The 26,303-nt window shown below is 68.1% G+C and carries 24 protein-coding genes; 8 read left to right on the forward strand and 16 right to left on the reverse strand.

Going from position 1 to position 26,303, the window contains the following annotated elements; genetic code table 11:
• Positions 1–38: 38 nt before the first annotated feature.
• Entirely contained in the window at positions 39–800 is a 762-nt protein-coding gene (gene dprE2, locus ON39_RS00670) for a decaprenylphospho-beta-D-erythro-pentofuranosid-2-ulose 2-reductase (protein WP_040729463.1), read from the reverse strand.
• Positions 797–2,284 carry a decaprenylphosphoryl-beta-D-ribose oxidase gene (gene dprE1, locus ON39_RS00675; protein WP_246002964.1) on the reverse strand — a complete coding sequence of 496 codons (1,488 nt, stop codon included), beginning with the start codon at positions 2,282–2,284 and terminating at the stop codon, positions 797–799. Before dprE1 ends, dprE2 begins: the two co-directional genes overlap by 4 nt.
• Before the next feature lie 93 nt (positions 2,285–2,377).
• Between dprE1 and ON39_RS00680 the strand changes: the two genes are divergently transcribed.
• Positions 2,378–2,833 (forward strand): GtrA family protein, encoded by a 456-nt coding sequence (locus tag ON39_RS00680; RefSeq protein WP_083894181.1) that lies wholly within the window; start codon positions 2,378–2,380, stop codon positions 2,831–2,833.
• A gap of 10 nt (positions 2,834–2,843) precedes the next feature.
• Here the strand turns inward: ON39_RS00680 and ON39_RS00685 are convergent, their stop codons facing one another.
• The 3 genes from ON39_RS00685 to ON39_RS00695 form a co-directional block, all read right to left on the reverse strand.
• The gene (locus tag ON39_RS00685) at positions 2,844–3,473 is read right to left on the reverse strand and encodes a pyridoxamine 5'-phosphate oxidase family protein (RefSeq protein WP_040729539.1); all 630 of its coding nucleotides are present in this window, start codon (positions 3,471–3,473) and stop codon (positions 2,844–2,846) included.
• Between the two features lie 216 nt (positions 3,474–3,689).
• Entirely contained in the window at positions 3,690–5,876 is a 2,187-nt protein-coding gene (locus ON39_RS00690) for a molybdopterin-dependent oxidoreductase (protein WP_040729466.1), read from the reverse strand.
• Between the two features lie 53 nt (positions 5,877–5,929).
• Positions 5,930–6,412, reverse strand: coding sequence for a hypothetical protein (locus ON39_RS00695; protein WP_040729542.1), 483 nt, complete (start codon positions 6,410–6,412; stop codon positions 5,930–5,932).
• A 315-nt stretch (positions 6,413–6,727) separates the two neighbouring features.
• Between ON39_RS00695 and ON39_RS00700 the strand changes: the two genes are divergently transcribed.
• Together ON39_RS00700 and ON39_RS00705 are read left to right on the forward strand one after the other, a co-directional pair.
• Positions 6,728–7,300 carry a DUF4282 domain-containing protein gene (locus tag ON39_RS00700; RefSeq protein ID WP_040729469.1) on the forward strand — a complete coding sequence of 191 codons (573 nt, stop codon included), beginning with the start codon at positions 6,728–6,730 and terminating at the stop codon, positions 7,298–7,300.
• Positions 7,301–7,543: 243 nt separating this feature from the next.
• Positions 7,544–8,425: a helix-turn-helix domain-containing protein gene (locus tag ON39_RS00705; protein WP_040729472.1), complete on the forward strand. Its 882-nt coding sequence runs from the start codon at positions 7,544–7,546 to the stop codon at positions 8,423–8,425.
• 59 nt (positions 8,426–8,484) lie between these two features.
• Here ON39_RS00705 and ON39_RS00710 read toward each other — a convergent pair whose 3' ends face one another.
• Positions 8,485–8,910, reverse strand: coding sequence for a MarR family winged helix-turn-helix transcriptional regulator (locus ON39_RS00710; RefSeq protein ID WP_040729475.1), 426 nt, complete (start codon positions 8,908–8,910; stop codon positions 8,485–8,487).
• 85 nt (positions 8,911–8,995) lie between these two features.
• On the opposite strand from ON39_RS00710, the gene ON39_RS00715 reads away from it, so the two are divergent.
• Positions 8,996–10,459 (forward strand): MFS transporter, encoded by a 1,464-nt coding sequence (locus ON39_RS00715; RefSeq protein WP_040729478.1) that lies wholly within the window; start codon positions 8,996–8,998, stop codon positions 10,457–10,459.
• Positions 10,460–10,525: 66 nt separating this feature from the next.
• On the opposite strand, the gene ON39_RS00720 is transcribed toward ON39_RS00715, so the two are convergent.
• Together ON39_RS00720 and rfbA are read right to left on the reverse strand one after the other, a co-directional pair.
• Entirely contained in the window at positions 10,526–11,074 is a 549-nt protein-coding gene (locus tag ON39_RS00720; RefSeq protein WP_040729481.1) for a dTDP-4-dehydrorhamnose 3,5-epimerase family protein, read from the reverse strand.
• A gap of 2 nt (positions 11,075–11,076) precedes the next feature.
• Positions 11,077–11,949 carry a glucose-1-phosphate thymidylyltransferase RfbA gene (rfbA, locus tag ON39_RS00725; protein ID WP_040729492.1) on the reverse strand — a complete coding sequence of 291 codons (873 nt, stop codon included), beginning with the start codon at positions 11,947–11,949 and terminating at the stop codon, positions 11,077–11,079.
• A gap of 253 nt (positions 11,950–12,202) precedes the next feature.
• Here rfbA and ON39_RS00730 point away from each other — a divergent pair, with 253 nt between their 5' ends.
• Complete coding sequence (locus tag ON39_RS00730) at positions 12,203–13,195, forward strand: alpha/beta hydrolase (RefSeq protein WP_051186142.1); 993 nt, start codon at positions 12,203–12,205, stop codon at positions 13,193–13,195.
• Between the two features lie 138 nt (positions 13,196–13,333).
• Here ON39_RS00730 and ON39_RS00735 read toward each other — a convergent pair whose 3' ends face one another.
• Both ON39_RS00735 and ON39_RS00740 read right to left on the reverse strand, forming a co-directional pair.
• On the reverse strand, positions 13,334–14,053 hold the full coding sequence (locus ON39_RS00735) for a DUF8020 domain-containing protein (RefSeq protein ID WP_040729494.1): 720 nt from the start codon (positions 14,051–14,053) through the stop codon (positions 13,334–13,336).
• 173 nt (positions 14,054–14,226) lie between these two features.
• Positions 14,227–14,934, reverse strand: a complete 708-nt coding sequence (locus ON39_RS00740) for a DUF8020 domain-containing protein (RefSeq protein WP_040729497.1) — start codon at positions 14,932–14,934, stop codon at positions 14,227–14,229.
• 297 nt (positions 14,935–15,231) lie between these two features.
• On the opposite strand from ON39_RS00740, the gene rfbB reads away from it, so the two are divergent.
• Entirely contained in the window at positions 15,232–16,248 is a 1,017-nt protein-coding gene (rfbB, locus tag ON39_RS00745) for a dTDP-glucose 4,6-dehydratase (protein WP_040729500.1), read from the forward strand.
• A gap of 63 nt (positions 16,249–16,311) precedes the next feature.
• Here the strand turns inward: rfbB and ON39_RS00750 are convergent, their stop codons facing one another.
• Positions 16,312–17,889: a DUF2142 domain-containing protein gene (locus tag ON39_RS00750; protein WP_040729504.1), complete on the reverse strand. Its 1,578-nt coding sequence runs from the start codon at positions 17,887–17,889 to the stop codon at positions 16,312–16,314.
• Positions 17,886–18,869 (reverse strand): glycosyltransferase, encoded by a 984-nt coding sequence (locus ON39_RS00755; protein WP_040729507.1) that lies wholly within the window; start codon positions 18,867–18,869, stop codon positions 17,886–17,888. Before ON39_RS00755 ends, ON39_RS00750 begins: the two co-directional genes overlap by 4 nt.
• Before the next feature lie 114 nt (positions 18,870–18,983).
• Between ON39_RS00755 and ON39_RS00760 the strand changes: the two genes are divergently transcribed.
• Both ON39_RS00760 and ON39_RS00765 read left to right on the forward strand, forming a co-directional pair.
• Positions 18,984–19,514, forward strand: a complete 531-nt coding sequence (locus ON39_RS00760) for a GtrA family protein (protein WP_246002965.1) — start codon at positions 18,984–18,986, stop codon at positions 19,512–19,514.
• Between the two features lie 191 nt (positions 19,515–19,705).
• Complete coding sequence (locus tag ON39_RS00765) at positions 19,706–21,619, forward strand: glycosyltransferase (protein WP_085998108.1); 1,914 nt, start codon at positions 19,706–19,708, stop codon at positions 21,617–21,619.
• A gap of 44 nt (positions 21,620–21,663) precedes the next feature.
• Here ON39_RS00765 and ON39_RS00770 read toward each other — a convergent pair whose 3' ends face one another.
• The 4 genes from ON39_RS00770 to wzt form a co-directional block, all read right to left on the reverse strand.
• Positions 21,664–22,536 carry an SDR family oxidoreductase gene (locus tag ON39_RS00770; protein WP_040729510.1) on the reverse strand — a complete coding sequence of 291 codons (873 nt, stop codon included), beginning with the start codon at positions 22,534–22,536 and terminating at the stop codon, positions 21,664–21,666.
• 147 nt (positions 22,537–22,683) lie between these two features.
• Entirely contained in the window at positions 22,684–23,730 is a 1,047-nt protein-coding gene (gene rsgA / locus ON39_RS00775; protein ID WP_040729512.1) for a ribosome small subunit-dependent GTPase A, read from the reverse strand.
• A gap of 552 nt (positions 23,731–24,282) precedes the next feature.
• Positions 24,283–25,308 (reverse strand): galactofuranosyltransferase GlfT1, encoded by a 1,026-nt coding sequence (gene glfT1 / locus ON39_RS00780; protein WP_246002966.1) that lies wholly within the window; start codon positions 25,306–25,308, stop codon positions 24,283–24,285.
• Between the two features lie 145 nt (positions 25,309–25,453).
• Positions 25,454–26,293 (reverse strand): galactan export ABC transporter ATP-binding subunit Wzt/RfbE, encoded by an 840-nt coding sequence (gene wzt / locus ON39_RS00785; protein WP_040729515.1) that lies wholly within the window; start codon positions 26,291–26,293, stop codon positions 25,454–25,456.
• Between the last annotated feature and the right edge of the window lie 10 nt (positions 26,294–26,303).

Genomic DNA, 26,303 nt, shown 5'->3' on the forward strand with positions numbered 1-26,303 from the left:
AAAAGTCGCGGAGAGGCGGGACAGCTCGAAAGGCAAACTCAGATGGGGAGTTTGCGGAAGATCGGACGCGGAACGTGGCGCAGGATCATCATCACGTAGCGCCAGGTGCCCGGCGCCCAGATCAGGTCCTTGCCCTTCTGCGCGGCCGAGACCGCGAGCTCGGCGATGACTTCCTTGTCCACGGTCAGCGGCGCTTCTTTGACGTGCGCGGAGAACCGCGTGCGCACCATGCCGGGCCGGATCACCAGGACCCGAGGGCCGTACGGGCGCAGCGCCTCGCCGAGTCCGAGGAAGAAGCCGTCCAGGCCGGCCTTGGTCGAGCCGTAGACGAAGTTCGAGCGGCGAACCCGCTCACCGGCGACCGAGGACAGGGCGATGATCCGCCCGAAGCCCTGCGCCTTCATCTTCTCGCCGACCAGCACGCCGACGGAGACCGATGCGGTGTAGTTGATCCCCGCGACCTGCACGGCCTTGCGCTGGTTCTGCCACAGCTCCTCCGGATCGCCGTCGAGCGCGAACGCGACGATGGCGATATCGATGTCGCCGCCGTCCCACGCGGCGTCGATCACCTTCGGGTGGCCGTCGGTGTCGAGCGCGTCGAAGTCGACGAGCTCGACGCTGCTCGCGCCGGCCGCCTTCATCTTGGCGACGGCGTCCTCGCGCAACGGATCGTTCGGCAGGGCGGCGAGGACCACGCGCGCCGCGCCCTTCTTCAGGTACTCCGCGCAGATCGCCAGGCCGATCTCGGAGGTCCCGCCGAGCAGCAGGATGGCCTGCGGGTTCCCTACGGCATTGATCACTGCAGCTCCAGCCTTCTCGCCATATCGGACATGAAAACGCCTGTGGGGTCGACACTGCGGCGGACCTTGATCCACTCGTCGATCCGCGGGTACATCTTGTGGAAGGTCTCCGCGGTGGTCCGCGAGTCCTTCGCGGTGTAGAGCCGCCCGCCGAACTCGAGCACCCGCCGGTCCAGCTCGCGCACCAGCTCGTTCAGCCCCGGCTTGATCGGGAAGTCGACGCAGATGTTCCAGCCCGGCATCGGGAAGCTCAGCGGCGCCGGATTGCCCGCGCCGAAGAGCTTGAACACGTTGAGCGCCGAGTAGTGGCCCGAGCCCTGGATGTCGATGATGATCCGCTTGAACTCCTCGACCGCCTCGGTCGGCACCACGAACTGGTACTGCAGGAATCCGTTGGAGCCGTAGCCGCGGTTCCACTCCGCGATCATGTCCAGCGGGTGGTAGAACTGCGTGAGGTTCTGCACCTTGCCGGTGTAGTTGCCGCCCATCGCGTAGTACGCCTCGCCGATGGACCGCAGCGTCAGCTTGTTCATGGTCCAGTTCGGGAAGATGTCGGGCACCGTCATCAGTTGCGGCGCATCGAATTTCAGCGGCTTCTTGCGCAGACGCTTGGGTAGCTCGTCGACCTTGGCCAGCCTGCCGCGGGTGATGGTGGCCCGGCCGAGCTTCGGCAGCGGGCTGATCACGTCGAACCACGCGCTGGAGTAGGTGTAGTTCGCCTCGCTGCCGTCGCTGTGCGCCGCGATCGTCTCGTCGAGCGTGGTGGTCTTCACGCCGTCGTTGAGGAAGTACGCCGACTCGGTGGGCGTCATCTCGATGGTGGCGCGCAGGATGACGCCGGTGAGGCCGTTGCCGCCCACGGTCGCCCAGAACAGCTTGGCGTTGCGCTTGGGCGTGATGTGCTGGACCTGCCCGTCGGCGGTCAGCAGATCGATCGAGCGCACGTGGTTGCCGAAGCTGCCCTCGCTGTGATGGTTCTTACCGTGGATGTCGGAGGCGATGGCGCCGCCGATCGTCACCTGACGGGTGCCGGGCAGCACCGGGACCCACAGCCCGAACGGCAGCGCCGCCTTCATGAGCTGGTCGAGGCTGACGCCGCCGTCCACGTCGACGATGCGCGTATCGCGGTCGATCCGGTGGATGTTGTTCAGCGCCGTCATATCGATGACCAGGCCGCCCGCGTTCTGCGCGTGGTCGCCGTAGGAGCGACCGAGCCCGCGCGCGATGACGCCGCGGCGTAGCTGCGGAGGCTTCGAGTCATTGTCCTCGGCGACCATGGCGACGGCCTTGGCGATCAGTTCGGGATCGCTGGTCGAGAGCACTTCGGAAGAGGTTGGTGCGGTGCGACCCCACCCGGTCAACGTGCGGGTGTGCGTCGGCAATGCGAACGCGTTCCCGGCGTCGGCCCCAGCGTTTGTGACGGTGGCGCCGGTCTCGTTACCGGTTGTCGTGGTGGCGGTCGGAGCTTTCGTGGACATCGGCATAGAGGCTACAGGTATGACCGGACATCCGGTCGAGGTCTCTTTACTCCGGAGTAGTGATCTACATATCGGTTTAGCGCCCGCTACGCTCGTCGCGTGCATGCCGAACCCCACCTGCCGCTGCCGGTCGAACTGCCGCTGGTCGACGAGCCGGGCGGCTCCGATGTGGACCTCAAGACGCAGATCGTCCGGTTCACGCTGACCGGCGGCTTGTCGGCGATCGTCGACTTCGGGCTGTACAGCCTGCTGTTCAACCTGCTCGGCGTGCCGCGTGAGATCGCCAAGTCGCTCAGCTTCATCGCCGGCACCACCACGGCCTACCTGATCAATCGCCGCTGGACGTTCCAGGCGCCGCCGAGCCGCGCCCGGTTCGTCGCCGTGGTCATCCTCTACGCGGTCACCTTCGCCGTGCAGGTCGGCATCAACGCGGTGCTCTACGAGGCCCTGCCCGACGCCGCCTGGCGACAGCTGCTGGCCTTTGTCGTCGCGCAGGGCACCGCGACGGTCATCAACTTCGTCGTGCAGCGCCTGGTGATCTTCAAGATCCGCTAGGCCGCGCGGCTCAGTGGTTGACCAACGCCCCGGCCCGGTCCGCGCTGTCGGCCTTGGCGCCGAAGTAGTCGCCGCCCTTGGCGCGGACATTGTCGGTGCCCCAGTCGCGCCGCTCGCGCTCCGCGGGCACCAGGTGTGGAATGTGCTTGCGGCAGTGGATGTAGGCCTCTGCGACGTCGACGACGACCCAGCGTTCGGCGGTGCGGCCCTTGAGGTTCTCGGGCAGGCCGGGCGTCGCGCTGCGCAAGACGGCATCCGGGATTATCCTGGCCGAGCCGTTGATGTGCAGGCCGATCAAATCGCGCACGAAATCGATGAGCAGGATGCCGACGTGCGGGTTCTCCAGGATGTTGCCCAGGCTGGCCAGCACGCCGTTGCCCCGATATTCCGGATACGCGATCGTGCGTTCGTCGATGACGTGCAGAAAACCGGGCTCCCCGGCCCGGAAGCTCGAATCGCATTCGCCGTGCTTGTCGGCGGTGGCGATGAACGCCATCTCCATCCGGCCGATGAACTCGATCATCGTGGGATTCAGCCGCTCTAGCACTTGGTCGTGATAGAAGCGAGCGGCTCTTTCCTGCGTACCGTACCGATCCTGTAGTTCGTGCTCGCCGTCGCTGCCACACTGTGTACCGGGCATCTTCGCCACCCTCTTGGTCGCCGGAATCCGGATCCTTCGAGGGTCGACATCGAACCCCGCGACTAAACCGAAATCCTGTCCATTTTAGTCCGTTTCGGCCTGGCAAAACTACGAAATCAACGTTGAGGATGCACTGAATGCGTAGTTAGCGCAAGGGTTTCCATAGTTCGGCTACAAGCCGACCGGCCGGAATTGTTGCGCGTCGAGCGACCGACCTCACGCCGGGGCGAGCGTCACCGGGACGCCGTTGAATATCGCGTTGCCCGACGGCACGTCGACCACCGAATCATCGGTCAGCACATTGGCGTTCACGCCCGCGTTGGCCTTGGCGACCGTCTGCGTGCTCTCGGCGTGCCCCCATCCGTGCGGCAGGCTCACCACCCCGGGCATGATCGCCTCGGTCGGCTCCAGCGGCACCGTCAGCGTGCCCGCCGCCGACTTCACCACCGCGTGCTCGCCGAGCCCGAGCCGGGCCACGTCGGCCGGATTGATCTGCAGCGTACAGCGATTCGAGCCGCTCACCAGCTGTCCGATGTTGTGCATCCAGCTGTTGTTGGAGCGCAGCTGGCGGCGCCCGATCAGCACCACGTCCGGCGCGAGGTCGCCCAGCCGCGCCCGCATCCTGGCCACGTCGTCGAGCAGCGGCCGCGGGGCGAGCTCCACCTTCTTCGAGGCGGTCCGCAGCGCGCCGGGTAGCCTCGGCCGCAGCGGCCCGAGATCCACGCCGTGCGGATTGTCCAGCAGCACTTGCAGATTCAGCGTGCCGCCGTTCCACTCGCCGTACGGCCCGAGGCGCAGCATCAGGTCGAGGCGCTGCTCGGTGGTGTCCGCGCCGATCAATTCGCCGCGCCGCTCGGCCATTCCGGCCTTCTGCAGCGTGCCCGCGATGATCAGCTCGTCCACGCCGGTGAGCGGGTCGACGCCGTCGGCGCTCTCGTGCGGCATCCCCGAGACCGCCGCGGCCAGGCGGGCGAGCACCGCGGACTCCGTGGGCCGCTCGCCCAGCGGTACCAGCGGACGCGAGTAACGCGCGTAGTTGTGGACCGCGAACTGCAACAGGGCGAAGTCGTAGTGCGGCGACTGCACCGGCCGCGGCGGCGGCAGGATCACGTCGGCGTGCCGGGTGGTTTCGTTGCGGTACCGATCGACGCTGACCATGAAGTCCAGTTGAGCGAACGCGGCGTCGAGCCGGGCGCCGCTCGGCGCGGACAGCACCGGGTTTCCGGCGACGGTCACCAGCGCGCGGATCTGTCCCTCGCCGGGGGTGAGGATCTCGTCGGCCAGCGTCGCGACCGGCAATTCGCCCATGGCCTCGGGCAATTCGCGCACCCGGCTGGTCCAGCGACCGAGCCGGAACGGCCTGCTGCGGTTGATCCCGGCCGCCGCCGCGGTGGCGAACATCGCCCCGCCGGGGGTGTCGAGATTGCCGGTCAACACGTTGATCGCGTCGACGAGCCACTGCGTGATGGTGCCGAACTCCGCTGTGCAGGTGCCGATCCGGGCGTACACCGCGGCGGTCGGCGCCGCGGCGAGCTCGCGCGCGAGCCGGATCACCGTCTCGGCGGGCACCCCGGTGCGCACGGCCACCGAGTCCGGGCTGAATGCCGCTGCGGCCGTGCGCAGTTCGTCGAGACCCTCGACCTCGACCCGGACGTCGGTCAGCTGCTCCGCGAACAGTGTGTGCACGATTCCGAACAGCAGATAGGCGTCGCTGCCCGGCCGGATGAACAGATGCTCGTCGGCCAGCTTCGCGGTGCGCGTCACGCGCGGATCCACCACGACGAACCGGCCGCCCCTGCGCTGCAAGGCCTTCAGCCGGCCGGGGAAATCCGGTGCGGTGCACAGCGATCCGTTGGACTCCAGCGGGTTGGCGCCGAGCATCAGCAGGTAGTCGGTGCGGTCCAGATCCGGCACCGGCACGGTCAGCGGATCGCCGAACATCAGCCCGCTGGCGACCTGCTTGGGCATCTGGTCGGCGGTGCTGGCGGAGAAGAGATTCTTGGTGCTCAACGCGCGAAGCAGCACGGGAACGTACAGCGCGCCCGCGACGGTGTGCGCGTTCGGATTGCCCAGATACGCTGCCGCGGCTTGCTTCCCGTGCTCGGCGACGATGGCGGGGAAGCGCGCCGCGATGAGGTCGAACGCCTCGTTCCACGAGGCCGTGCGCCAGGTATCGGTCGCCCGGTCCCGGATCATCGGCTCGGTCACCCGGTCCGGATCCTCGTCCAGGCTGCCGAAACTCGCGCCCTTGGGACAGATGAACCCTTTGCTGAAGGGATCTTCCTTGTCCCCGCGGACCGAGGTCACGTGGTCGTCGGCGTCGAGGGTGACCTCTAAACCGCAGACCGCCTCACAGAGCGGACAGGTGCGCAGCAGGTTGCGGGTCTGTGTGACTGAGGCCATGCCTCATCCTGCCGCGCCGTCGCCTATCTGAAAAGAGAACGAGTGAATCCGGCTCAGCAGGCCAGGCTGGTGAGCTGCGAACCCTTGCGGGCGGTCGCCGCGCGGACGGCCGCGCCGATCGCGACGACCGGCGGAACCCAGCGGGCCTCGGCGGGCGAGACGCTCCAGCAGGCCGAACCGGCCGAGAGGGTGGTCGGCGGCAGCGGGACGCCCGCGCCGTCGGTGTAGACGATGGCACCCGCGGCGGACAGCGCCTCGAGCGCCATCGCGGCCTTGCGGACGCCGGTGACCAAGTGGATCTCGCGACGCTCGGTGCCGGGCAGCTCGATCACGGGGCCGGACAGGTTGTTCGCCCGCAGGAAGCGGCGAACCTCGCCGGCCAGCTCGCCGCTGACCTCGATGGCGGCCAGGTCGTCATCGGTGATCAGGCAGAGACCGTTGGCCGTTTCTGCGACCGTCCATCCGCGCTGGGTGTAGTCCTGCGCAGCGGCGGTCATTGCGGCCGCCGAGACGGAAGTCGGAAACGTGGTGCGCACTGTTCTCTCCATTCCCCGGTAGATCTGGGTCCTGCATCTTCATGGGTCGTATCGGTACGGGCTGTCCGCGGCGTTACGCGATCTTCAAAAGTTCTTCGGGACTGTTGGCTACGTCTCTTTCGGCCACTCGTGAAAGCCAATTGCTATGACGTTGCTCGAATCGGTCAGAATTCGTTGTCCCGCCGCTACTTTCGGCCGCTGACCTGTTCTTTCGCTGTGCCGTTCCTGCGAGACGGCTGTGGATGATGTGACGCGAGTGATCCGGACGACTTTGCCGGGTGGCTCGGATATGGGATTGCGGGGAGGATTTCGACCATGAGTGACGAGTCCACCGGGGCCGATAAGGAGGGCGAGCCGCCGGATCCGGCGGAGTACGAAGCCGAATCGCGATGGATCGCCTGGCGCGAATCGGCGGCGCGCAAACTCTCCCGCCGTACCGCCGCCGAGGAGTCGCGGCCCGAGCCGTTCGAGAGCCCGCGCGCGTTCGGACAGTGGAGCGTCGAGGCGGCGCGCGGCCTGCTCGATGTGCAGTTCCGTCGTCCGGCGACGCGCACCCTGCTGCCGCTGGCCTACATCCTCGGGCTCGCGTTCGCCTGCGCGGTGCCGATCGCGCTGACGGTGTTCCTGTGGCGGGTCTCGGCGGTGCTCGGCGTGCTCGCGGCGCTGATCGGGATTCCGCTCGGGCTGACCATCGCGGCCGCGGTCCGCCTGATGCTTGAGTTCCTGGTGAACGCGTCCAGGCTGGCGACGCGGGTCGAGCACATCAGCGAGCTGGCCGACGATCTGTTCCAGGCGTTGTCCGACGTCGCCGAGCCGGTCAACCAGCTCTCCGAAGACGTTCGGGCAGTGCAGTTCTGGCGCTTCCGCCGGGGCGGCTCGCGCAGGTAGCGCGGCCGAACCACCAGCGGCTAACCATCTTTGACGTTGTGAGGCCATCGGCCTAGCTGCGCCACCGATCGTGACTCGTGTCCGATTTGCTGTGAAACAATGCTGTTCTGATGCCGGGGAACCGAAACGCGCATCCGGTAGTGCTTGTCGCGACCGCGGACTCGTGCGAGTTCGCGCGGCGCGGCCGGCGCACCGTCACGCGGGCCCGCGCCCGCGAGCGCTCCACAAGGGGGGAGAACAACTATGGCTTTACCGCAGGGCACCACCGGATCGACCATGCCCCGGCGCCAACTCGGCCGCCACCTGCGCGATCTGCGCAATCGGGCGCGCATGACCACCAGGACCGCGGCCCAGCAGCTGGAGTGGTCCGAGGCGAAGATCTGGCGGATCGAGACCGGCCAGACCTCGCTGCGCAGCCTCGACGTCGAGGCGATGTGCAAGATCTACGGCGCGCCGTCGGATCTCATCGGGCCGCTCACCGCCCTGGCCAGGGAGACCAAGGCGCGTGGCTGGTGGACCGCCTACGGCGACGTGATCGCCGAGGGGTTCGAGGTCTACATCGGGCTGGAGGAGGCCGCCGCCCGGCTCTCGACCTACGAGAACGAGGTGATGCCCGGCCTGCTGCAGACCGAGGCGTACACCCGGGCGATGCTGATCGCCGCGCGCCCCGAGATGCCCGCGAGCGAGATCGATCGGCGGGTGCAGCTGCGCCTGGCCAGGCAGGCGCTGGTCACCAGGGCCGACGCGCCGCTGCACCTCGACGCGGTGATCAGCGAGGCGGTGCTGTGGCACCGCATCGGCGAGCCCGAGGTGGCCGCCGGGCAGCTCGAGCACCTGCGGCGCATGTGCGACCTGCCCAACGTGCGAATCCGCGTGGTGCCGCCGGACTCCGGCTACCACGAGGGCATGGACTCCGGCCGGTTCGTCATGCTCGAGTTCCCGGAGCTGCGGGTCGGCGAGCAGCCCGAACCGCCGGTGGTCTACGTCGAGTCCTTCACCGGTCCGGTGTATCTGGACAAGGAGAACGAAATCGACCGGTACCGAAAGGCTTTCGCGAGCCTCGGGTCGGTCGCGGTGGACGCTCGCGAAGGCATCGAGGCGGCGCGCGACAGCTGTCGCGTCTGAATCGGATGACTATGCGCACGAACGCGTTCGGCGCTTGTACACGCCAGAAACTTTGGCGCTCAGCACCTCTGGCCGGGTGAGCCCCAGCTCTCGCTCAGGACCGCTCGGTGGGTGGGTAGCGCCCGCTCGTACACCCCGCGCCCCTTCTCCGTGAGGCAGACGAACACCGCGCGCCGATCCTCGGCGCACATGGTGCGTGACACCAGGCCGTCGCGTTCGAGCCGCGCCACCGCGCGGGAGAGCGCGCTCTGGCTCAGGTAGATGTCGTTGGCCAGGTCGCTCATTCGATAGTCGCTGCAGTCGGCGTCGACCAGCCGGTCCAGCGTCTCGAACTCGCTGAGCCCGATCTCGTGCCGTCCCTGTAGCGCTTTTTCCAGTGCGCAACTCACCGTCGCGTGCCGGTCGAGCAGCTCACGCCACTCGCCAATCAGCCCGGTCTGCGCGACGGTGCGGCGGGCTGTCTCGATTGTCGACGGGTTCGACATGGCCCCATCCTAGTGCCGCGGGGCAGTCTATGCAACTGCATTAAATGTGTTGGCATTTAATGCGTGCGCATGTAATGTTCCCCGCATGACTTCACCAGCAACCCTGGCGGCCGCCTCCGCGACCGATCCGACCAAATGGACTACCCGCCTTTGGGGCATGCTGATCACGCTGTGCATCGTGCTGTTCCTCGATGGCCTCGACGTTTCGATGATCGGTGTCGCGCTGCCGTCCATCGGCAACGAACTCGATCTCTCGACCTCAACTCTGCAGTGGCTGGTGAGCGGCTACATCCTCGGTTACGGCGGTCTGCTGCTGCTCGGCGGCCGCACCGCGGACCTGTTCGGGCGCCGCAAGGTCTTCCTGATCGCGCTGGGCGTCTTCGCGCTCGCCTCGCTCGCCGGTGGTCTGGTGAGCTCGGGCCCGCTGCTGATTCTGACCCGCTTCATCAAGGGCCTGGCCGCCGCGTTCACCGCGCCGACCGGTCTGTCGATCATCACCACCAACTTCGCCGAGGGCCCGGCCCGCAACAAGGCGCTGTCCATCTACACCGTGTTCGGCGCGGGCGGCTACTCGTCCGGCCTGCTGTTCGGCGGCCTGATGACCGGCGTCGGCTGGCGCTGGACCTTCCTGCTGCCGGTCCCGATCGCCCTGGCCGCGCTGGCCTCCGCCTGGGTGCTCGTGCCCAAGGACAAGCCCGCCGAGGAGGGCGGCCACGACCTGTTCGGCGCGCTGCTGTCCACCTCCGCCATGCTGCTGCTGGTCTACACCGTCGTCACCGCGCCGGAGGCCGGGTGGGCGTCGGTTCGCACCCTGGGTTCGTTCGCCGCGGTGCTCGTCTTGTTCGTCGGTTTCGTCGCGGTGGAGAAGCGGGTCAAGCACCCGCTGGTCCGGCTCGGCATCCTGCGCAAGGTGTCGCTGGTGCGCGCCAGCCTGGCGATCGTCGCGGTGGCCGGTTCGTACTTCAGCTGGCAGTTCATCGTGACCCTGTACATGCAGGACACCCTCGGCTGGTCGCCGCTGAAGCTGTCGTTGGCGCTGCTGCCGGTCGGCCTGATGGTCGCGCTGTCGGCGGTGTTCTCGGACAAGCTGGTCGACCGCTTCGGCACCGGCCCGATCATCGGCGTCACCATGGCCGTGATGGCCGTCGGCTACCTGCTGTTCCTGCGGCTGGACACCGCGCCGTCGTACTGGACGATGCTGCTGCCCGCGATCATGCTGATCGGCATCGGCTGGGTCGGCTTCCCCGCCATCAACATTCAGGCCACCAACGGGATCGACGACGACGAGCAGGGCCTCGCGGCCGGCGTGCTGCAGACCTCCATGCAGGTCGGCGCGGCCATCGTGCTCGCGGTGACCACCGCGATCATCGCGTCGGGCACGCACGGTGAGACCTCGCCCACCGCGATGCTCGACACCTACCGTCCCGGCCTGATCTTCGCCGCGGTCGTCTCGATCGTCGGTGCGCTGGTCGCCCTCTCGGCCTTCCTGGTCAAGCGTGAGCGGCGGGCCGCGGTGGCTGCGGAGCCGGAGCTCGAACTGGTCGGCTGACGCCGGAGGTACACCCGAAAGGCGACGGGCACCACCGAGAGGTGGTGCCCGTCGCCTTTGTGGTACTCACGAAAACGGCGGCGCCGCCGTGTCTTTGGCCGAGCGGATGAACGTCAACGGACGCCCGTCGCGCCCCACCGTCGGCCACTCGATACCCAGCCGCGGATCGAAAGCGTCGATGTCCCTGTCGAATTCGGGCGTGTACTCGAGCGAGCAGAGGTAGGTGACGGTGGAGTCGTCCTCCAGCGAGAGGATCGCGTGTCCGAGGCCCTCGGACAGATACATCGAACGCCGGTCGACATCGTCGAGCAGCACGCTGTCCCAGCGCCCGTAGGTCGGCGAGCCGGGGCGCAGATCGACGACCACGTCGAGGAACGCGCCGCGCACGCAGGTCACGTACTTGGCCTGGCCCGGCGGGTCCTCGGTGTAGTGGATGCCGCGCAACACGCCCGCCGCCGAGACCGACAGGTTCACCTGCCGCAGATCGAACGGCCGCCCGGTCGCCTTCTCGAACTCCGAGGCCTTGAACCCCTCGAGGAACATGCCGCGCCCGTCGCCGTGCTGGCGCGGGGTGATCACCCAGGCGCCGGGGACGGCGAGCTCTCTGAACTCCATGGTCACCAGTCCCGGCCGCGTTCGAGAATGTCGAGCAGATAGCCTCCGTAGCCGGAGCGGACCAGCGGCTCGGCCAGCTTGCACAGCTGTTCGTCATCGATGAAGCCCATGCGCCAGGCGACCTCCTCGGGCACCCCGATCTTGAGGCCCTGTCGTTCCTCGATGGTGCGCACGTAGTTCGCGGCGTCGAGCAGGGAGTCGAAGGTGCCGGTGTCCAACCACGCCGTGCCGCGGGCGAGCACGTCGACGCGCAGCCGATTCTGTTCCAGGTAGGCCCGATTGATGTCGGTGATCTCGTATTCGCCCCGCGCGGAGGGGCGTAGCGTGCGGGCGATCTCGACTACGTCGTTGTCGTAGAAGTACAGCCCGGGGATGGCGTAGTTCGAACGCGGCGTCTTCGGCTTCTCCTCGATGGACACCGCGCGGCCGTCGGTGAACTCGACGACGCCGTACGCGGTCGGATCCGAGACCCGGTAGGCGAACACCGCGCCGCCGTCGATCCCCGCGAAGCGGTTGAGGCTGGTGCCGAGCCCCGGGCCGTGAAAGATGTTGTCGCCCAGCACGAGTGCGGCGGTGTCGGCGCCGATGTGGTCGGCGCCGAGCACGAAGGCGCGGGCGAGGCCGTCCGGCTCGGGCTGCACCACGTAGCTGATCGCGAGGCCGAACTGCGAGCCGTCGCCGAGCAGCCTGCCGAACGCGTCGGCATCCTCGGGCGTGGTGATGACCAGGATGTCGCGGATCCCGGCGAGCATCAGCGTGGACAGCGGGTAGTAGACCATGGGCTTGTCGTAGACCGGGACCAGCTGCTTGCTGACCCCGCGCGTGATCGGGTGCAACCGGGATCCGGTGCCGCCCGCCAGGATGATTCCACGCATGACCAGGAGTCTGCCAGCTCGGTCCTGGCCCGGCGTCGGCGAGGTTCGGCTGCGGCGTCGGCGAGGCCGGGCGCGGAGTCGAATTGGTCACGGATTCGGCGTTCCGGTTTCCCGAGCGGTCGCTTCGGTCATTCTGTTGCTTAGGTCACACAAATACAGCGTCGCGATCCGACGCGTGTGAGATGTCAGCGCCGACAACTCGTCTGGGACCGCCCGGTCGTGATTCGGCGCGCCAGTAAGAGGTAGGTGCGCGATGACGGCGACCAGAGTCGGCGAACCCGGCAACGTGATGAATCCCGATAATTTGAGCGCCTCCGCGCGCCTGGTCCTGGCGGCCTGCCTCGGCGTCGTCCGGCCCGCCCTGCGCGCGGCCCCGATCACCCGCGCGACCATTCCGATCGGCGCGCTGGCCATCGACACGCTGGCCCGGCTGCGCCCGGAGCCGCAGGGCATCGATCGAGAGCAGGTGTCGCTCAACGGTTTCCGGATGGAGATCGTGCGACCCGCGGGCGCGGCGCGGGCACTGCGGCACGGCGCCCTGCTGTACATGCACGGCGGCGGCTTCGCGGTTTGTGGACTGCGGACCCACCGCCCGGTCGCGGCGAGCCTGGCGCGGCGCACCGGCCTTCCCGTGATCAACGTCGACTATCGGCAGCTGCCGAGCAAGCGCATCACCAACTCGGTCGACGACTGCCTGACCGCCTACCGCTGGCTGCTGCGCCACGGCGCCGACGCGAGCCGGATCGTCTTCGCCGGCGACTCGGCCGGCGGCTATCTGACCTTCGCGACCGCCCTGCGCGCGATCGAGGTCGGCCTGCCCGCCCCCGCCGGACTGGTCGGGTTGAGCCCGCTGCTGGATCTGGACTACGCGGCGAAGCGAAGTCACGTCAATGTCGGCCGCGATCCCTACATTCCGCTGCTCGCGCTGCAGGCCGTCGTGCGCATCGGCGCGGAGATCGACGGCAAGCTCGATCCACTGCTCTCCCCGGTCAACGGGATCCTGGCCGGTCTGCCTCCGGTGCTGCTGATCGCCGCGGAGGACGAGGTGCTGCGTTACGACTGCGAGTTGATGGCGCAGCGGCTCACCGCGGCGGGCGTGCCGAACGCGGTGGAGCTGTGGCGCGGGCAGGTGCACGCGTTCATGAGCATCGCGCCGAACCTGCCCGAGAGCCGGGCGGCGCTGGCCAGGGTGTCGCGCTTCGTCCGTGCGCGGATCGAGGAGGGCCAACAGGCGCGGACGGCGTAAGCCGCCCGGCCTGTCCAGGCGAGCCCCGTTCCGCTGTGGCCGGGACGGGGCTCGCGCATGTCCGGACCCGGACGCGCGAAACCCCGCCCGGCCGAGGGCCGAACGGGGTTCCGACGTGGTATTCGGTTGTCCGCCAGTCTACTTGGCCGGCGCCGGGGGAGCGACGAACGGCTGGTTGATGGTGGTGAAGTACTGGATCGCCGCACCGATCGCGACCGGGGCGGTCACGAAGATCTGGCCCGCGATGACGCCGAGGGCGCCCATGGCCGCGGCGCCGGCGAGGCAGCCGGCGATGATGCCGCCGACGAAGGGACCGAACAGGCCGACGATGGTGCCGCCGACGATCGTGCCGCCCAGCGCGCCGCCGAGGACACAGCCGACGGCCGCGCCGCCCAGGCCACCGACGAGCGTGCCGATGGTGGCGCCCATCGAGATGGTGCTGGTCATGCGGCTCCAGGCCGCCTGCTCACGGTCGTACTCGTTCTTCCAGGGCGCCTTGTCCTCGTAGGGCAGAGCGACCGGCTTGTAGACGGCCTTGTTCATGTCGAGCTGCGGGGTGATGGTCGCGGTGCGGCCGGAGATGTCCGCGGCGAGGGGGAACTCGAAGTCGTCGAGGCGGAACTTCAGCGGGGTGCCGGCGACGGTGGTGCCGTTGGCCGCCTTGATCTTCAGCGCGTCGTCCTCGACGACGATGGAGCCGGAGTCGATCGAGATGATGGACTGCGTGTCGGTGGCCTGAGAGGTGAAGTTGATCGGGGCTTCGGCCTCAGCGGCCGGTTCCGCGTTCACGGTGCCCGCGGTCACGCCGAGCGCGGCGATCAGCAGCGCCGAGGTGGCGGCAAACTTCTTCATAAGCATGGGGGGTAGTCCTCTATCAGTTGCATTCAGCGGGCGGTAGTGACCGCCGACCGAGTTGGCAAACTTCTAGTAACTCGATCGGCTCTGACGGAGCCCCGCTCGGCAGCAGGCGCCGGCGGGGCTCCTTGCTCGCGTTCAATGATGCGAGTTCAGTTGTGCGACAACCAGGTTCGTTACTTGGCAGGAGTGAACGGCTGGTTGATGGTGGTGAAGTACTGAATCGCCGCACCGATCGCGACCGGGGCGGTCACGAAGATCTGGCCCGCGATGACGCCGAGGGCGCCCATGGCGGCCGCGCCGCCGAGGCAGCCGGCGATGATGCCGCCGACGAAGGGACCGAACAGGCCGACAATGGTGCCGCCGACGACGACGCCGCCGAGCGCGCCACCGAGGACACAGCCGACGGCCGCGCCACCGAGGCCACCGACGAGGGTGCCGATGGTGGCGCCCATGGCGATGGTGTCCTTCATGCGGTTGAACGCCGCGACCTCACGGTCGTACTCGCTCTTCCACGGCGCCTTGTCCTCGTAGGGCAGGGCGACCGGCTTGTAGACCGCCTTGTCCATGTCGAGCTGCGGGGTGATGGTGGCCGTGCGATCGGAGATGTCGGCCACGAGGGGGAACTCGAAATCATCGAGGCGGAACTTCAGCGGGGTGCCGGCGACGGTGGTGCCGTTGGCCGCCTTGATCTTGAGGGCGTCGTCCTCGACCACCAGCGAGCCGGAGTCGATGGAGATGATCGATTGGGTGTCTGTTGCGTGGGACGTGAAATTGATCGGCGCCTCCGTCTCGGCGGCCGGTGCCGCGTTGACGGTGCCTGCCGACACGCCGAGCGCGGCGATCAGCAGCGCCGAGGTAGCGGCGAATTTCCTCATCAGCATTTTGTTCGGAACCTCGATGTGAAGCGTTCGGAGGGGACTAGACGATCGAAATCTAGACCAGCTAACGAGTGGTGAACCGGTTGTGACCTTTTATTCAAATTTTGTTCACCAATGAGACCCACTGCATGGTGCGCTCGCGGAAACATCCACGCGTGGTGCACATTTGAGCGTCCGAACGTACTGGGCATCCTACTTCTACCGGAGAGTAAGAGACGAAGGTCACAGAGCGCAACCCTGGCGGACCGACCTGTTTCGGCGGATCCCGCCTCCGCGCACTCGCCCACGTAGAGTCGTGGCGTGCGATTGCTTGTCACCGGCGGAGCCGGATTCATTGGGGCGAACTTCGTCAAGCAGACCATTGCCGACCGGCCCGGCGTCACCGTAACCGTTCTGGACGCGCTCACCTACGCCGGAAATCGGGCCTCGCTCGAGCCGCTGGCCGACCGCATCGATTTCGTGCACGGCGATATCGCCGATCTCGATCTGGTCGACGAGCTCGTCAGCGGCGTGGACGCGGTGGTGCATTTCGCCGCCGAATCACACAATGACAACTCCCTGGCCGAGCCGTGGCCGTTCGTGCAGACCAATATCGTCGGCACCTATTCGCTGCTGCAGGCCGTGCGGCGGCACGACGTGCGCTACCACCACGTGTCCACCGACGAGGTATACGGCGATCTCGGGCCCGGAGATCGCGCGTTCACCGAACGCACTCCGTATAACCCGTCGAGTCCGTACTCCTCCACCAAGGCCGCGAGTGATCTGCTGGTGCGCGCGTGGACCCGCTCGTTCGGCGTGCGCGCCACCCTGTCCAACTGCAGCAATAACTACGGCCCGTATCAGCACGTGGAGAAGTTCATCCCGCGCCAGATCACCAACCTGATCGACGGCGTCCGGCCGCGGCTCTACGGCGCGGGCCATCAGGTGCGCGACTGGATCCACGTCGATGACCACAACCGCGCCGTATGGGACATCCTGGAACGCGGGCGCATCGGGCAGACCTATCTGATCGGCGCCGACGGCGAGCTGGACAACAAGTCCGTGGTGCGGATGATCCTGGAGGCCTTCGACCGCGACCCGGACGACTTCGACCACGTGACCGACCGGCCGGGCCACGACCAGCGCTACGCCATCGACGCGACGCTGCTGCGCACCGAGCTGGGCTGGACCCCGCGCTACGGCGACTTCCGCGCCGGCCTCGCCGCGACCGTCCAGTGGTACCGCGACAACGAATCGTGGTGGCGCCCTTATAAAGCCATCACCGAGCGGGCCTACGTCGCGGCCGGCGAGCAGACCCTCGGCGGCGCGTCGGCGTGACTGCCGCGCTGAGCCCGAAGGGATGACTCAGCCCGAACGGATGTCTCAGCGGGAGCGGATCTTTCAGCCCCAGACGATGTCGTAGTACTTCCACGCCGCGCCGATGAGCGCGACCACGGTCGCCACGACGACGGTGACCGCGGGCCCGACCGTCGGGGTCTTGCCCCGGACGTCGGTGAGCCGCAACGGCATCCAGCGCAGCAGCACCGCGAACGCGACGATCGCCAGCGGCACGAAGTAGCGGCCCTGCACGCCGTCGATGATGTAGTAGCCGACCGGCGTGAACGACATGTACAGCGTCACGTAGATCATCGCCACGCTCGCGGCGACGGTCAGCGCGACGAGCAGGGTGCGCCGGAAGGACGCGGCGGTCATCCGATCCGCGACGCCGATGCTCACCGCGAACGCGAACAGGCAGGCCAGCATGGTCAGCGCGGGCACGTCGATATAGGCGAAGCCGAGCTCGCCGAAGAACTGGCTGAACCACCGCTCGTCGCGCAGCGCGATGCTCTCGCCGAACACATCGATGAAATGGCCGGGGTCGGTGAGGATTCCACGCAGCTGCTCGCCGGGCCGCACCGAATGCCACTGGTGCTCCGGTCGCATCAGGCCCATGCCGTCGCCGGTGGGCGCCGCCGTCTTCATCCAGGCGGCGAAGACGATCGCGCCCAAAGCCGCGAAGGCCCAGGGGATTCCGCGCTTCCAGCCGGTGAAGCCGAACCGGTCCGCGGGAACCAGCACCACGAGCATCGCCAGCAGCACATAGGTCGGCTTGCTCACCGGCAGCAGGACCGTCGCCGCCAGCAGCGCGCCGGTCTCCACCCGGCCGAGCCGGTCGCCGAGGAACAGCGCCTTCACCAGCAGCGCCGACACCAGGATGGCCAGCGCGTTGGTCATGGTGTCCGCGGTGACGGTGCCCGCCTGGAACACCGCGATGGGCAGCACCGCGACGGTGAACGCCAGCCACTGCACCCGGTGGTTGCGCAGCGCGTACAGCGCGAACCCGACCACGGCCAGGTAGGCGAGCAGCCCGGCGAGCCTGGTCAGCGCGATCGTCGAGCCGACGTCGAGGCCGAACAGCTCGGCGGCCCGAATGCCAACGGCGGCAGGGACATACGGCACGGGGGAGTAGGCGGCGGTATTGGTGAACCAGACCGGCTCGGTCGCGTCGGACACCGCGGCGGCGCCGAGCCGGTCGTAGGCGCCCGGCTCCTCGACCATCGAGCCCGGCTCCTCGGGGTTGGTCGTGTAATCCCGCAGCGCGTAGCCCATCAGGGCGGTGATGCTGGTCGGGACGTCGCCGCCGTAGGCGACGCCGCGATCGTCGTGAATCCGCTGCGGCAGCATCCCGCCGTGCGCGACCTGGTAGGCACGCCCGAACTGGGTGATCTCGTCGTGGCCCCAGAAGGGAGGGGTGAGCACGGTGAACAGGCCGCCGAAGATCGCGACGAGCACCGTGAAGGCGATCGTCGCGCCGCCGAGGCGCGTGACGACGCGGCCCGCGAGATCGCGGGACGATCCACCGGAAGTCTTGACCCGCACGGACTTCGGCGCACCGTCGGCCTGCGCGGTCTCCTTCGGTTCCGATGCGAGCTCAGGTTCGCTGCCCGCCGCGGTGGCGGCGCGGTCGGTCGTGGTCACCGTCCGGCTCCGCCGGCGCCGGCGTCACCGTTCGGGTGGAAGTCGTCCGCGCTCACCGCGGAGTAGCGCAGGTACACCAGCCGCGCGGCCTCGTGCCGCGAGCGCCGGATGCCGTCCAGGATCAGGCCCGCGGTCCAGGCCAGGCTGCCGAGCAGCAACAGCGTGAAGGCGAGGAACAGCGTCGGGAACCGGGGCACCGTGCCGGTGTTGTAGAACTCGACCACGATCGGGATGCTCAGCACGACCGAGACCAGCCAGCTCAACGTGCCGAACAGGCCGTAGAACATGACCGGCCGTTCGTGCCGGGCCAGGCCGATGATCAGCGCCAGGATCTTGAGGCCGTCGTGATAGGTGCGCAGCTTGCTCTCGCTGCCCGCGGGGCGATCGCGGAAGCCCACCGGCACCGCCGTGCGCGGCACCCGCAGATGCAGCGAGTGCACCGTCAGCTCGGTCTCGATCTCGAACTCGCGGGACACGGCGGGGAAGCTCTTCACGAATCGGCGCGAGAACACGCGGAACCCGCTGAGCATGTCCTCGACGTTCTCGCCGAACACCTTGCCGACCACGCCGTTGAGCACCTTGTTGCCGGTCTCGTGGCCCGCGCGGTAGGCCGACCCGCTCTCGTCCTGCCTGCGCACGCCGAGCACGTGGTCGTACGGGCCGTCCAGCAGGGTCTTGATCATCAGCGGCGCGGCCGACGCCTCGTAGGTGTCGTCGCCGTCGATCATCAGATAGACATCGGCCTCGATGTCGGCGAAGGCGCGGCGGACCACATTGCCCTTGCCCTTGGTGTACTCGTGGCGCACGATCGCACCCGCCGCGCGAGCGAGCTCGGCGGTCCGGTCCGTGCTCAGATTGTCGTAGACGTAGACGACGATCCCCGGCACGGCGGCCTGCAGGTCGGCGACGACCTTGGCGACGGACGCCTCTTCGTTGTGGCACGGCACCACGGCGGCAATACGAAGCTCGGTGGAGTCCACCCGGGTCAATCCTCGCGATCGGTGGTGAATGTGGGAACACCGGGAGGGTACACGGGTCGGCGGCGGAATTTCCGGTCGAGGCGCGGCGCGCGCGGGCTGCGGTACCGTCGGGCCGTGCCAACCAGTGAGTCGACCGCGCGGGCGGGCGAGACCGTGCCGCCCGACGAGGGATCGATCGTCCGAAAGGTGCTCACCGCACTGCGGCAGGGCAGCGCGTTCCTGGTCGTCGGCGCGATCGGTTTCCTGGTCGACGCGGGCACCTACAACCTCCTGGTGTTCTGGGGCGGCGAGGGGTTGCTCTATCACTACCCACTGCCGGCCAAGATCATCGCGATCGCGGTGGCGACGGTGGTCACGTACTTCGGCAACAAGTGGTGGACGTTCGCGCACAAGAAGACCGACAACCCCGGGCGCGAATACCTGCTCTACGCCGTCTTCAATGTCGTCGCGATCGGCCTGCAACTGGGCTGCCTCGGCTTCTCCCGCTACGTGCTCGACCTGTCTTCCCCCCTGTCGGACAACATCTCCGGCACCCTCATCGGCCAGATCGTGGCCGTGGTCTTCCGCTACTGGGCCTACGACAAGTTCGTCTTCACCGGCGCGAGCGCACCCGCCGACCCTTCAGCGAATCGGCAGCAACCGTAATCGGCCCGGCGGCATGGTGTCTGAGCGGGCATCCAGCCGCATTCGCGGCCTCGCCGCGCGCTCGGCGCCGGAGTCCGCCCGGCCGCGCCTGTTCTGCGACTGGCTACGCTGGTTGATATCCTCACCCCCGCCGCGAACGGCATCCAGGGGCAGTCTGTCCCGTCCGGCACGATAACGATTTCGAGGACTTCATGGATCAGTCGGCTACCCAGGCCGTGACCGAAACGAACGATCGAGCGCCGGCCGTTGTCGCCCCGGCCTCGCTGCGCTCGGACCGCTCCGCGCCGGATCGGCTGGTGTTGCAGCGCGGCATCTTCACCGGTCCGTCGGCGAAAGTGAGCGACGAGCTGTACGCCGTCGTCAAGGGTCGTGCGCATCGGGAACGCCAGGCGCTGCGGCTGGAGAAGGGCGCAGCCGCGCACACCAACACCTACTTCGGCCGATTCGCCGCGAGCTACTGGCAGCGCTGGACGACCGTCACCCAGGTGCGGGCGAGCATGGTGCTCGACGTGACCAAGAAGGCCAGGGTCCGCCTCGTCGCCTCCGATATCGCCGGGCATCGCCGGATCATCGACACCGCGCAGGTCACCGCGAGCGGCCCGCTGACGCTCACCGCGCCGCTGGACCAGTACGTCGACGGCGGCGCGCTCTGGCTCGAATTCGACGCCGTCGGCGGCGACCTCGGCATCACCGAGCTCGGCTGGACCACGGCCGCCCCGGATCACATCCGCCCCGTCGCGATCGCCATCTGCACCTTCAACCGGGCCGAGGACTGCGCGAACACGGTCGCGGCGCTGGCCTCCGACGAGGTCGTGCTCGCCGCCCTCGACGCGGTGTACGTGGTGGACCAGGGCACCGATCTGGTGCAGGACCGGCCGATCTATCAGGAGGTCGTGCCGGCCTTCGGCGACAAGCTGCGCTACATCCGCCAGCCGAATCTCGGTGGGGCGGGCGGCTTCACGCGCGGGCTCTACGAGGTGTCGGCGGCCAACGAGCACGCCGACGTCATCCTCATGGACGACGACATCCTGTGCGAGCCGGAGACGGTCCTGCGGCTCAACGCGTTCGCCAACATGACCGTGGAGCCGACCTTGGTCGGCGCGCAGATGCTGTTCCTGCTCAACCCCGACTACCTCAATGTCGGCGCCGAAGAGGTGCACCTGCAGCACTTGCGGCACGGGCAGAAGGTGCCGAAGGCGTTGCGCAACACCAGCATGCTCAAGCGCAACCAGGAGCGCCGCGTCGACGCCGGCTACAACGCCTGGTGGACCTGCCTGATCCCCGCCGAGGTGGTCGCGAAGATCGGGCTGCCCGTGCCCATCTTCTTCCAGTGGGACGACGTGGAGTACGGCATCCGGGCCCGCGAGAACGGCTTCGTCACGGTCACCCTGCCCAACGCCGCCGTGTGGCACGCGGACTTCTACTGGAAGGACTACGACGACTGGGCGCGCTACTTCAGCACGCGCAACTCGCTGATCGTCGGCTCGCTGCACACCGATCTGGACGCGAAGGCCATCACGCGCAGGCTGTTCCGTGAGCTGTCCGAGCAGCTGGTCGCCATGCAGTACGGCCTGGTGCACACCACGCTGCAGGGCATCGAGGACTTCATGAAGGGCCCGAAGGTGCTGCGCGACGGCGGCATCGAGGCGCTGGCCGCCGCGCGCGGCACCCGCGCCGACTACCCCGAGACGTTCAAGCACCCGGCCTCGACGCCGCCGGTGCGCTCCGGCGACATCCAATTGCGCCGCGCCACCGGCGAACCGAGCCGCCCGCTGCTGGTGCTGATCAAGCGGGCCGTCAACCAGTGGTTCGGCCGGACCCAGCACGGCGTCATCGGCGTGACCCGCGAAGACGCGTACTGGTGGCATGTTTCGCTGTTCGACCACGTGGTGGTCACCGACGCCTCCCAGTCCGGCGTCCGGGTGCGGCAGCGGGACAAGGCGCGGGCCCGTCAGCTGCTGCGCCGCACCATTCACGTGCTGCGCCGCCTTCGCCGCGAGCTGCCCGCCCTTCAGCAGGAGTACCGGGCCGCGGTGCCCGAGCTGACCAGCCGCGCCAACTGGGAGCGCCTGTACGGGCTCGCGGAAGTCAACCGCGACAACTGATTCGGCGAGCGTCGGGGGACGGGTGCGTCCCCCGACGCCGGTGCTCACCGGTGCAGCGGGGAGTTGTCCAGGAACAGATCGGTGGTGAGTTCGCCGTCACCGGGGACCACGCGGTACTTCTCCAGATCTGTGATGCCGTGGGCGGCAAGGACTTCGTCGTCGATGAAGAAGTTGCCGGAAGTCGTCTCGGCGGGGGAGTTGAGCACCAGATAGGCGGCGTCGGCGTAGATGTCGGGGGTGCGCGAGGTGGCGATCATCTGCTCGCCCCCGAGCAGGTTCTGCACCGCCGCGGTGGCGATGGTGGTGCGCGGCCACAGCGAGTTGACGCCGATGCCGTCGCGCTTCAGCTCCTCCGCCAAACCCAGTGTGGTGAGCGACATTCCGTACTTGGCGATGGTGTAGCCCAGCGCCGTGCCCGCCCACTTGGGGTCGAGGTTCAGCGGCGGGGACAGGGTGAGGATGTGCGGATTACGGTTCGCCGCGGCCGATTCGCGCAGATGAGGGATGCACAGCTTGGACAGCAGGAAGCTGCCGCGCGCGTTGATGTCCTGCATCAGGTCGTACTTCTTCATCGGCAGCGCGTCGGTGGGGGACAGGTCGATCGCCGAGGCGTTGTTCACCACGATGTCGATGCCGCCGAATTTCTCGACCGTCTGCCGCACGGCCTCGGCCACCGAGTCGTCGACGCGCACGTCGCCGACGAACGGCAGCACCTGAGCGCCGGCCGCCTCGAGCTCCGCCGCCGCGGTGTGGATGGTGCCGGGGAGCTTGGGGTGGGGCAGATCGGTCTTCGCGATCAGGGTGATGTTCGCGCCGTCGGCCGCCGCCCGCTTGGCGATCTCCAGACCGATCCCTCGGCTCCCGCCGGACATGATCAGCGTCCGGCCCGCGAGCGGCTTGGATCCCGATTCCGTCATAGACCTGCTCCTGTCGTCAGCGCCGCAGGCGAGACCCCGCGGCCTTCCACCGTGTGCACGATAAGCGTAAACCCTCGTTATATGCAATCAGTTGCATAGCAAGCGCCTCGCGGCGCGGGGCGGGCGGGTGCCCGCCCCGCGTCCGGCTCAGCGGCGGTTGTCGCGTTCCCGGTAACCCTGGCGCTGCTGCTTGATCATGACGCGCCATTCGCGTTTGCGCTCGGCCTCCAGGCGCTTGTCGGTGCGGGCCGCCATCCAGGCGTTCTCCTTGGCCAGCTTGCGGTAACTGTCCAGGCGGCGCTGGGCGAGTTCGCCGCTGTCGATGGCCGCCGAGACCGCGCAACCGGGCTCGCCGTTGTGCGCGCAGTCGCCGAATCGGCAACGGGCGGCGAGGGATTCGATGTCACTGAAGGTCTTCTCGATCCCCTCGGCGGCATCCCACAGCCCGATGCCGCGCAGGCCCGGCGTATCGATGAGCGTGCCGCCGTTCGGCAGCGGCCGCAGCTCGCGATGCACCGTGGTGTGCCTGCCCTTCTTGTCCGCGGCGCGAACGGCGTTGGTGGCGAACACCTCCTGCCCGAGCAGGGCATTGGCGAGGGTGGACTTGCCCGCGCCCGACGGGCCGATGAGCGCGACGGTCCCGTCGAGCATGGCGGTGAGCACGTCCAATCCGGCGCCGCTGCTCGCGCTGACCGCGAGCGCGCTCGCGCCGGGCGCGACGGCCCGCACCTCCTCGATCGGAATATCTTCGGCCGCATCGGCTTTGGTCAGCGCCACGATCGGCTGAGCGTTGCTCTCCCAGGTCAGGGCGAGCATCCGCTCGATCCGGTTCAGGTCGACGTCCGCGTCGGCGGCCGTGCAGATGAGCACCGTGTCGACGTTGGCCGCGAGCACCTGACCCTGCGACCGCCCGGACACCGACGACCGCATGATCGCCGACCGTCGCGGAAGCAGCTGCCGCACAGTGGATTCGGCGTCGATCGTCACCCAGTCGCCGGTGCACAGCCCGCTGACCTCGGCGTCGGCCCGCGGACAGCGCGCGCGGGCGGGGCCGGTCGGTGTGGCGACATCGCATTCGCTGCGGTCCATCCGGATCACCCGGGCGGGCACGCAGCCGTCCTCGATCATCGAGGCGTATTCGCCGGCTACGGTTTCGGTCCAGCCGTAAGAAACAAGAAGGTCGTTCTCGACCATGATGAGGAGAGTCTTTCGTTGGGCGCCGAGCCCGACCCGGACTCAGCGACTGAAGAATGAGGTGAGGTTCCGTGCGCCGGCGTGCACGAGCACAGCTCGGCCGGGCACGACAATCCGAAGGTCCCTAGCCACGGTCCACACCTCCTCAACTCTCTAGCAGTCGCTTGAACTCTGACACGTCCCGTCCCCACCCGCAACGGATTTATCAACGTCCGCGATCCAACTCCCGCACCCGTTCGCGGGCGGATGCCCACAGCCGCACTCTCTCTAGGCATCCGCACGCGTGTTATGACGGCGAGCCTCGGTGCGAACACCGAAGAGGGTGCGGCTTCTGGGCGCGGGCGGCGAGCCCGCTGCCGCGCTCCTTCCAGCATCCGCACGCGTGCCATGTCGGCGAGTCCTAGGGCGAATACCCGGAAGTGGTGCAGTCTGCTCGGCGCGGTCGCGGGCGGATGCCTACAGCCGCGCTCTCTCTAGGCACCCGCACGCGTGTTATGACGGCGAGTCTTAGTGCGAATCCCCGGAAGTGGTGCGGCTGTGGGGCGCGGGCGGCTACGGGCGCTGGTCGGGTTTGCCGAACTGCTCGTGGCGGCCGAGGGAGCGCAGGTGGAACCATTCACGCAGGCCGGCCGGGTCGCGGCGGGTGACGAGGAAGAACCAGGAGAAGCGGATCCACTCCTGGGGCAGCAGCTTGCGCATGCCGGGCTGGGACATGAGGTAGCCGCGGTTGCGGTAGGTGAAGTAGCGCTTCACCGGGTCGTCGGGGTACTGGGTGTGCATGCGGCCGCCGAGGATCGGCTTGAACTCGGCGGCGCCGTTGGGGTGCAGGTACGCGGTCTGCAGGCAGGTGCCGAAGGGCAGCCCGGAGCGGACCAGCCTGCGGTGCACCTCGACCTCGTCGCCGCGCACGAACAGGCGCAGGTCCGGCACGCCGATCACGTCCACCGCCTTGGCGGAGATGAGGGCGCCGTTGAACAGCGAGGCGATGCCGGGCAGGAAGTCCTCGTCGCCGAGCTCGGACCGCAGCCGCCGCCAGACCACGCCGCGGCGCAGCGGGAAGGCGAGCTGATCGGGTTCGTTGATATCGCAGACCACCGGCGACACCTCGACGAGCCCGTGCCGTCGCGCGCAATCCAGCAGCGTGGCAAGCACTTCCGAGCCCTCGGGCCTGCCGTCGTCGTCGGCGAGCCAGACCCAGTCCGCGCCGAGGCTCAGCGCGTGCAGCATGCCGAGCGCGAAACCGCCCGCGCCGCCGAGGTTGTGCGCCGAGCCGAGATACGTCGCCTCGATCGGCTGGTCGCGCACGAGGTCGGCGACCTCGGACTCGTTGGCATTGTCGACCACGATCAGATGGTCCACCGGACGTGATTGGGACGCAATCACTTTCAGCGACTCCGCGAGCAGCTCGCGGCGCTTGTGGGTGACGACCACGGCCACGATGCGAGCCTCGGGCCCAGTGCCCGCAGGAGTGTGCGCAGCGGCCGCGTCCGAGTCATTTGGCGCAGAGTCCGTTGCGGTCTCGACCGGAGCATCCGTCTGGGCCTCGATCGGGGCGTCCGGCGCAGTCGGCTCACTCATGCCGTGCCCATTTCGGCATGGGTTGGGGGCCTACGTGGCTACGCAAGCTACCTCCTCCGGCCCTGACCAACTCATGCTGTGTCTATTCGGCACGAGTTGGGGGCCTACGTGGCTACGCAAGCTACCTCCTCCGGCCCTGACCAACTCATGCCCGGTTGCGCTCCAATTCTCGTTCGGTCTCCAACGCCTTCTCGGCCTCCAGTTCACGCAGCACCGTCGCGACATGGTTGCCCGCGTCCGGCCCCTCGTAGGCCCGCACCACTTCCTCGATGCCGCCGCGCATGCGGATCTGTCCGTGGTCGACCCACAGCGCGGTATCGCAGAGTTGCGCGAGAAATTCGTTGGAATGACTGGCGAATACCAGAATGCCCGATCGAGCCACCAATTTCTGCAGACGCAGCCGGGCCTTTTTCATGAAATCGGCGTCCACCGCGCCGATGGCCTCGTCCAGCAGCAGGATCTCGGGGTCGATCGAGGTGACGACGCCCATGGCGAGGCGCACGCGCATGCCGGCGGAGTAGGTGCGCAGCGGCATGGACAGATACTCGCCCAGCTCGGTGAAGTCCGCGATCTCATCGATCTTGGACAGCATCTGCTTGCGCGTCTGCCCGAGGAAAAGGCCGCGGATGATGATGTTCTCGTAGCCGGAGATCTCGGGGTCCATGCCGACGCCGAGGTCGAACACCGGCGCCACCCGGCCGCGCACGCGCGCACTGCCGCGCGAGGGTTCATAGATTCCCGAAAGCAGCCGCAGCAGCGTCGATTTGCCCGCGCCGTTGTGCCCGACCAGGCCGACCTTGTCGCCTTCCTTCAGCGACAGGGTGATGTCGCGCAGCGCCTCGACGACGACGACGTCGGACTGATTGCGCCCGATCGCGCCGCCGGCCTTGCCGAGAAACGCCTTCTTCAGCGACCGCGATTTCGCGTCGAAGATCGGGAATTCGACCCAGGCCTGGCGGGTTTCGATACTCACATGATCGGTCATGGATCCGCTC

The organism is Nocardia tenerifensis NBRC 101015, assembly GCF_000308715.1.
In the GTDB taxonomy this organism is placed as follows: Bacteria; Actinomycetota; Actinomycetes; order Mycobacteriales; family Mycobacteriaceae; genus Nocardia; species Nocardia tenerifensis.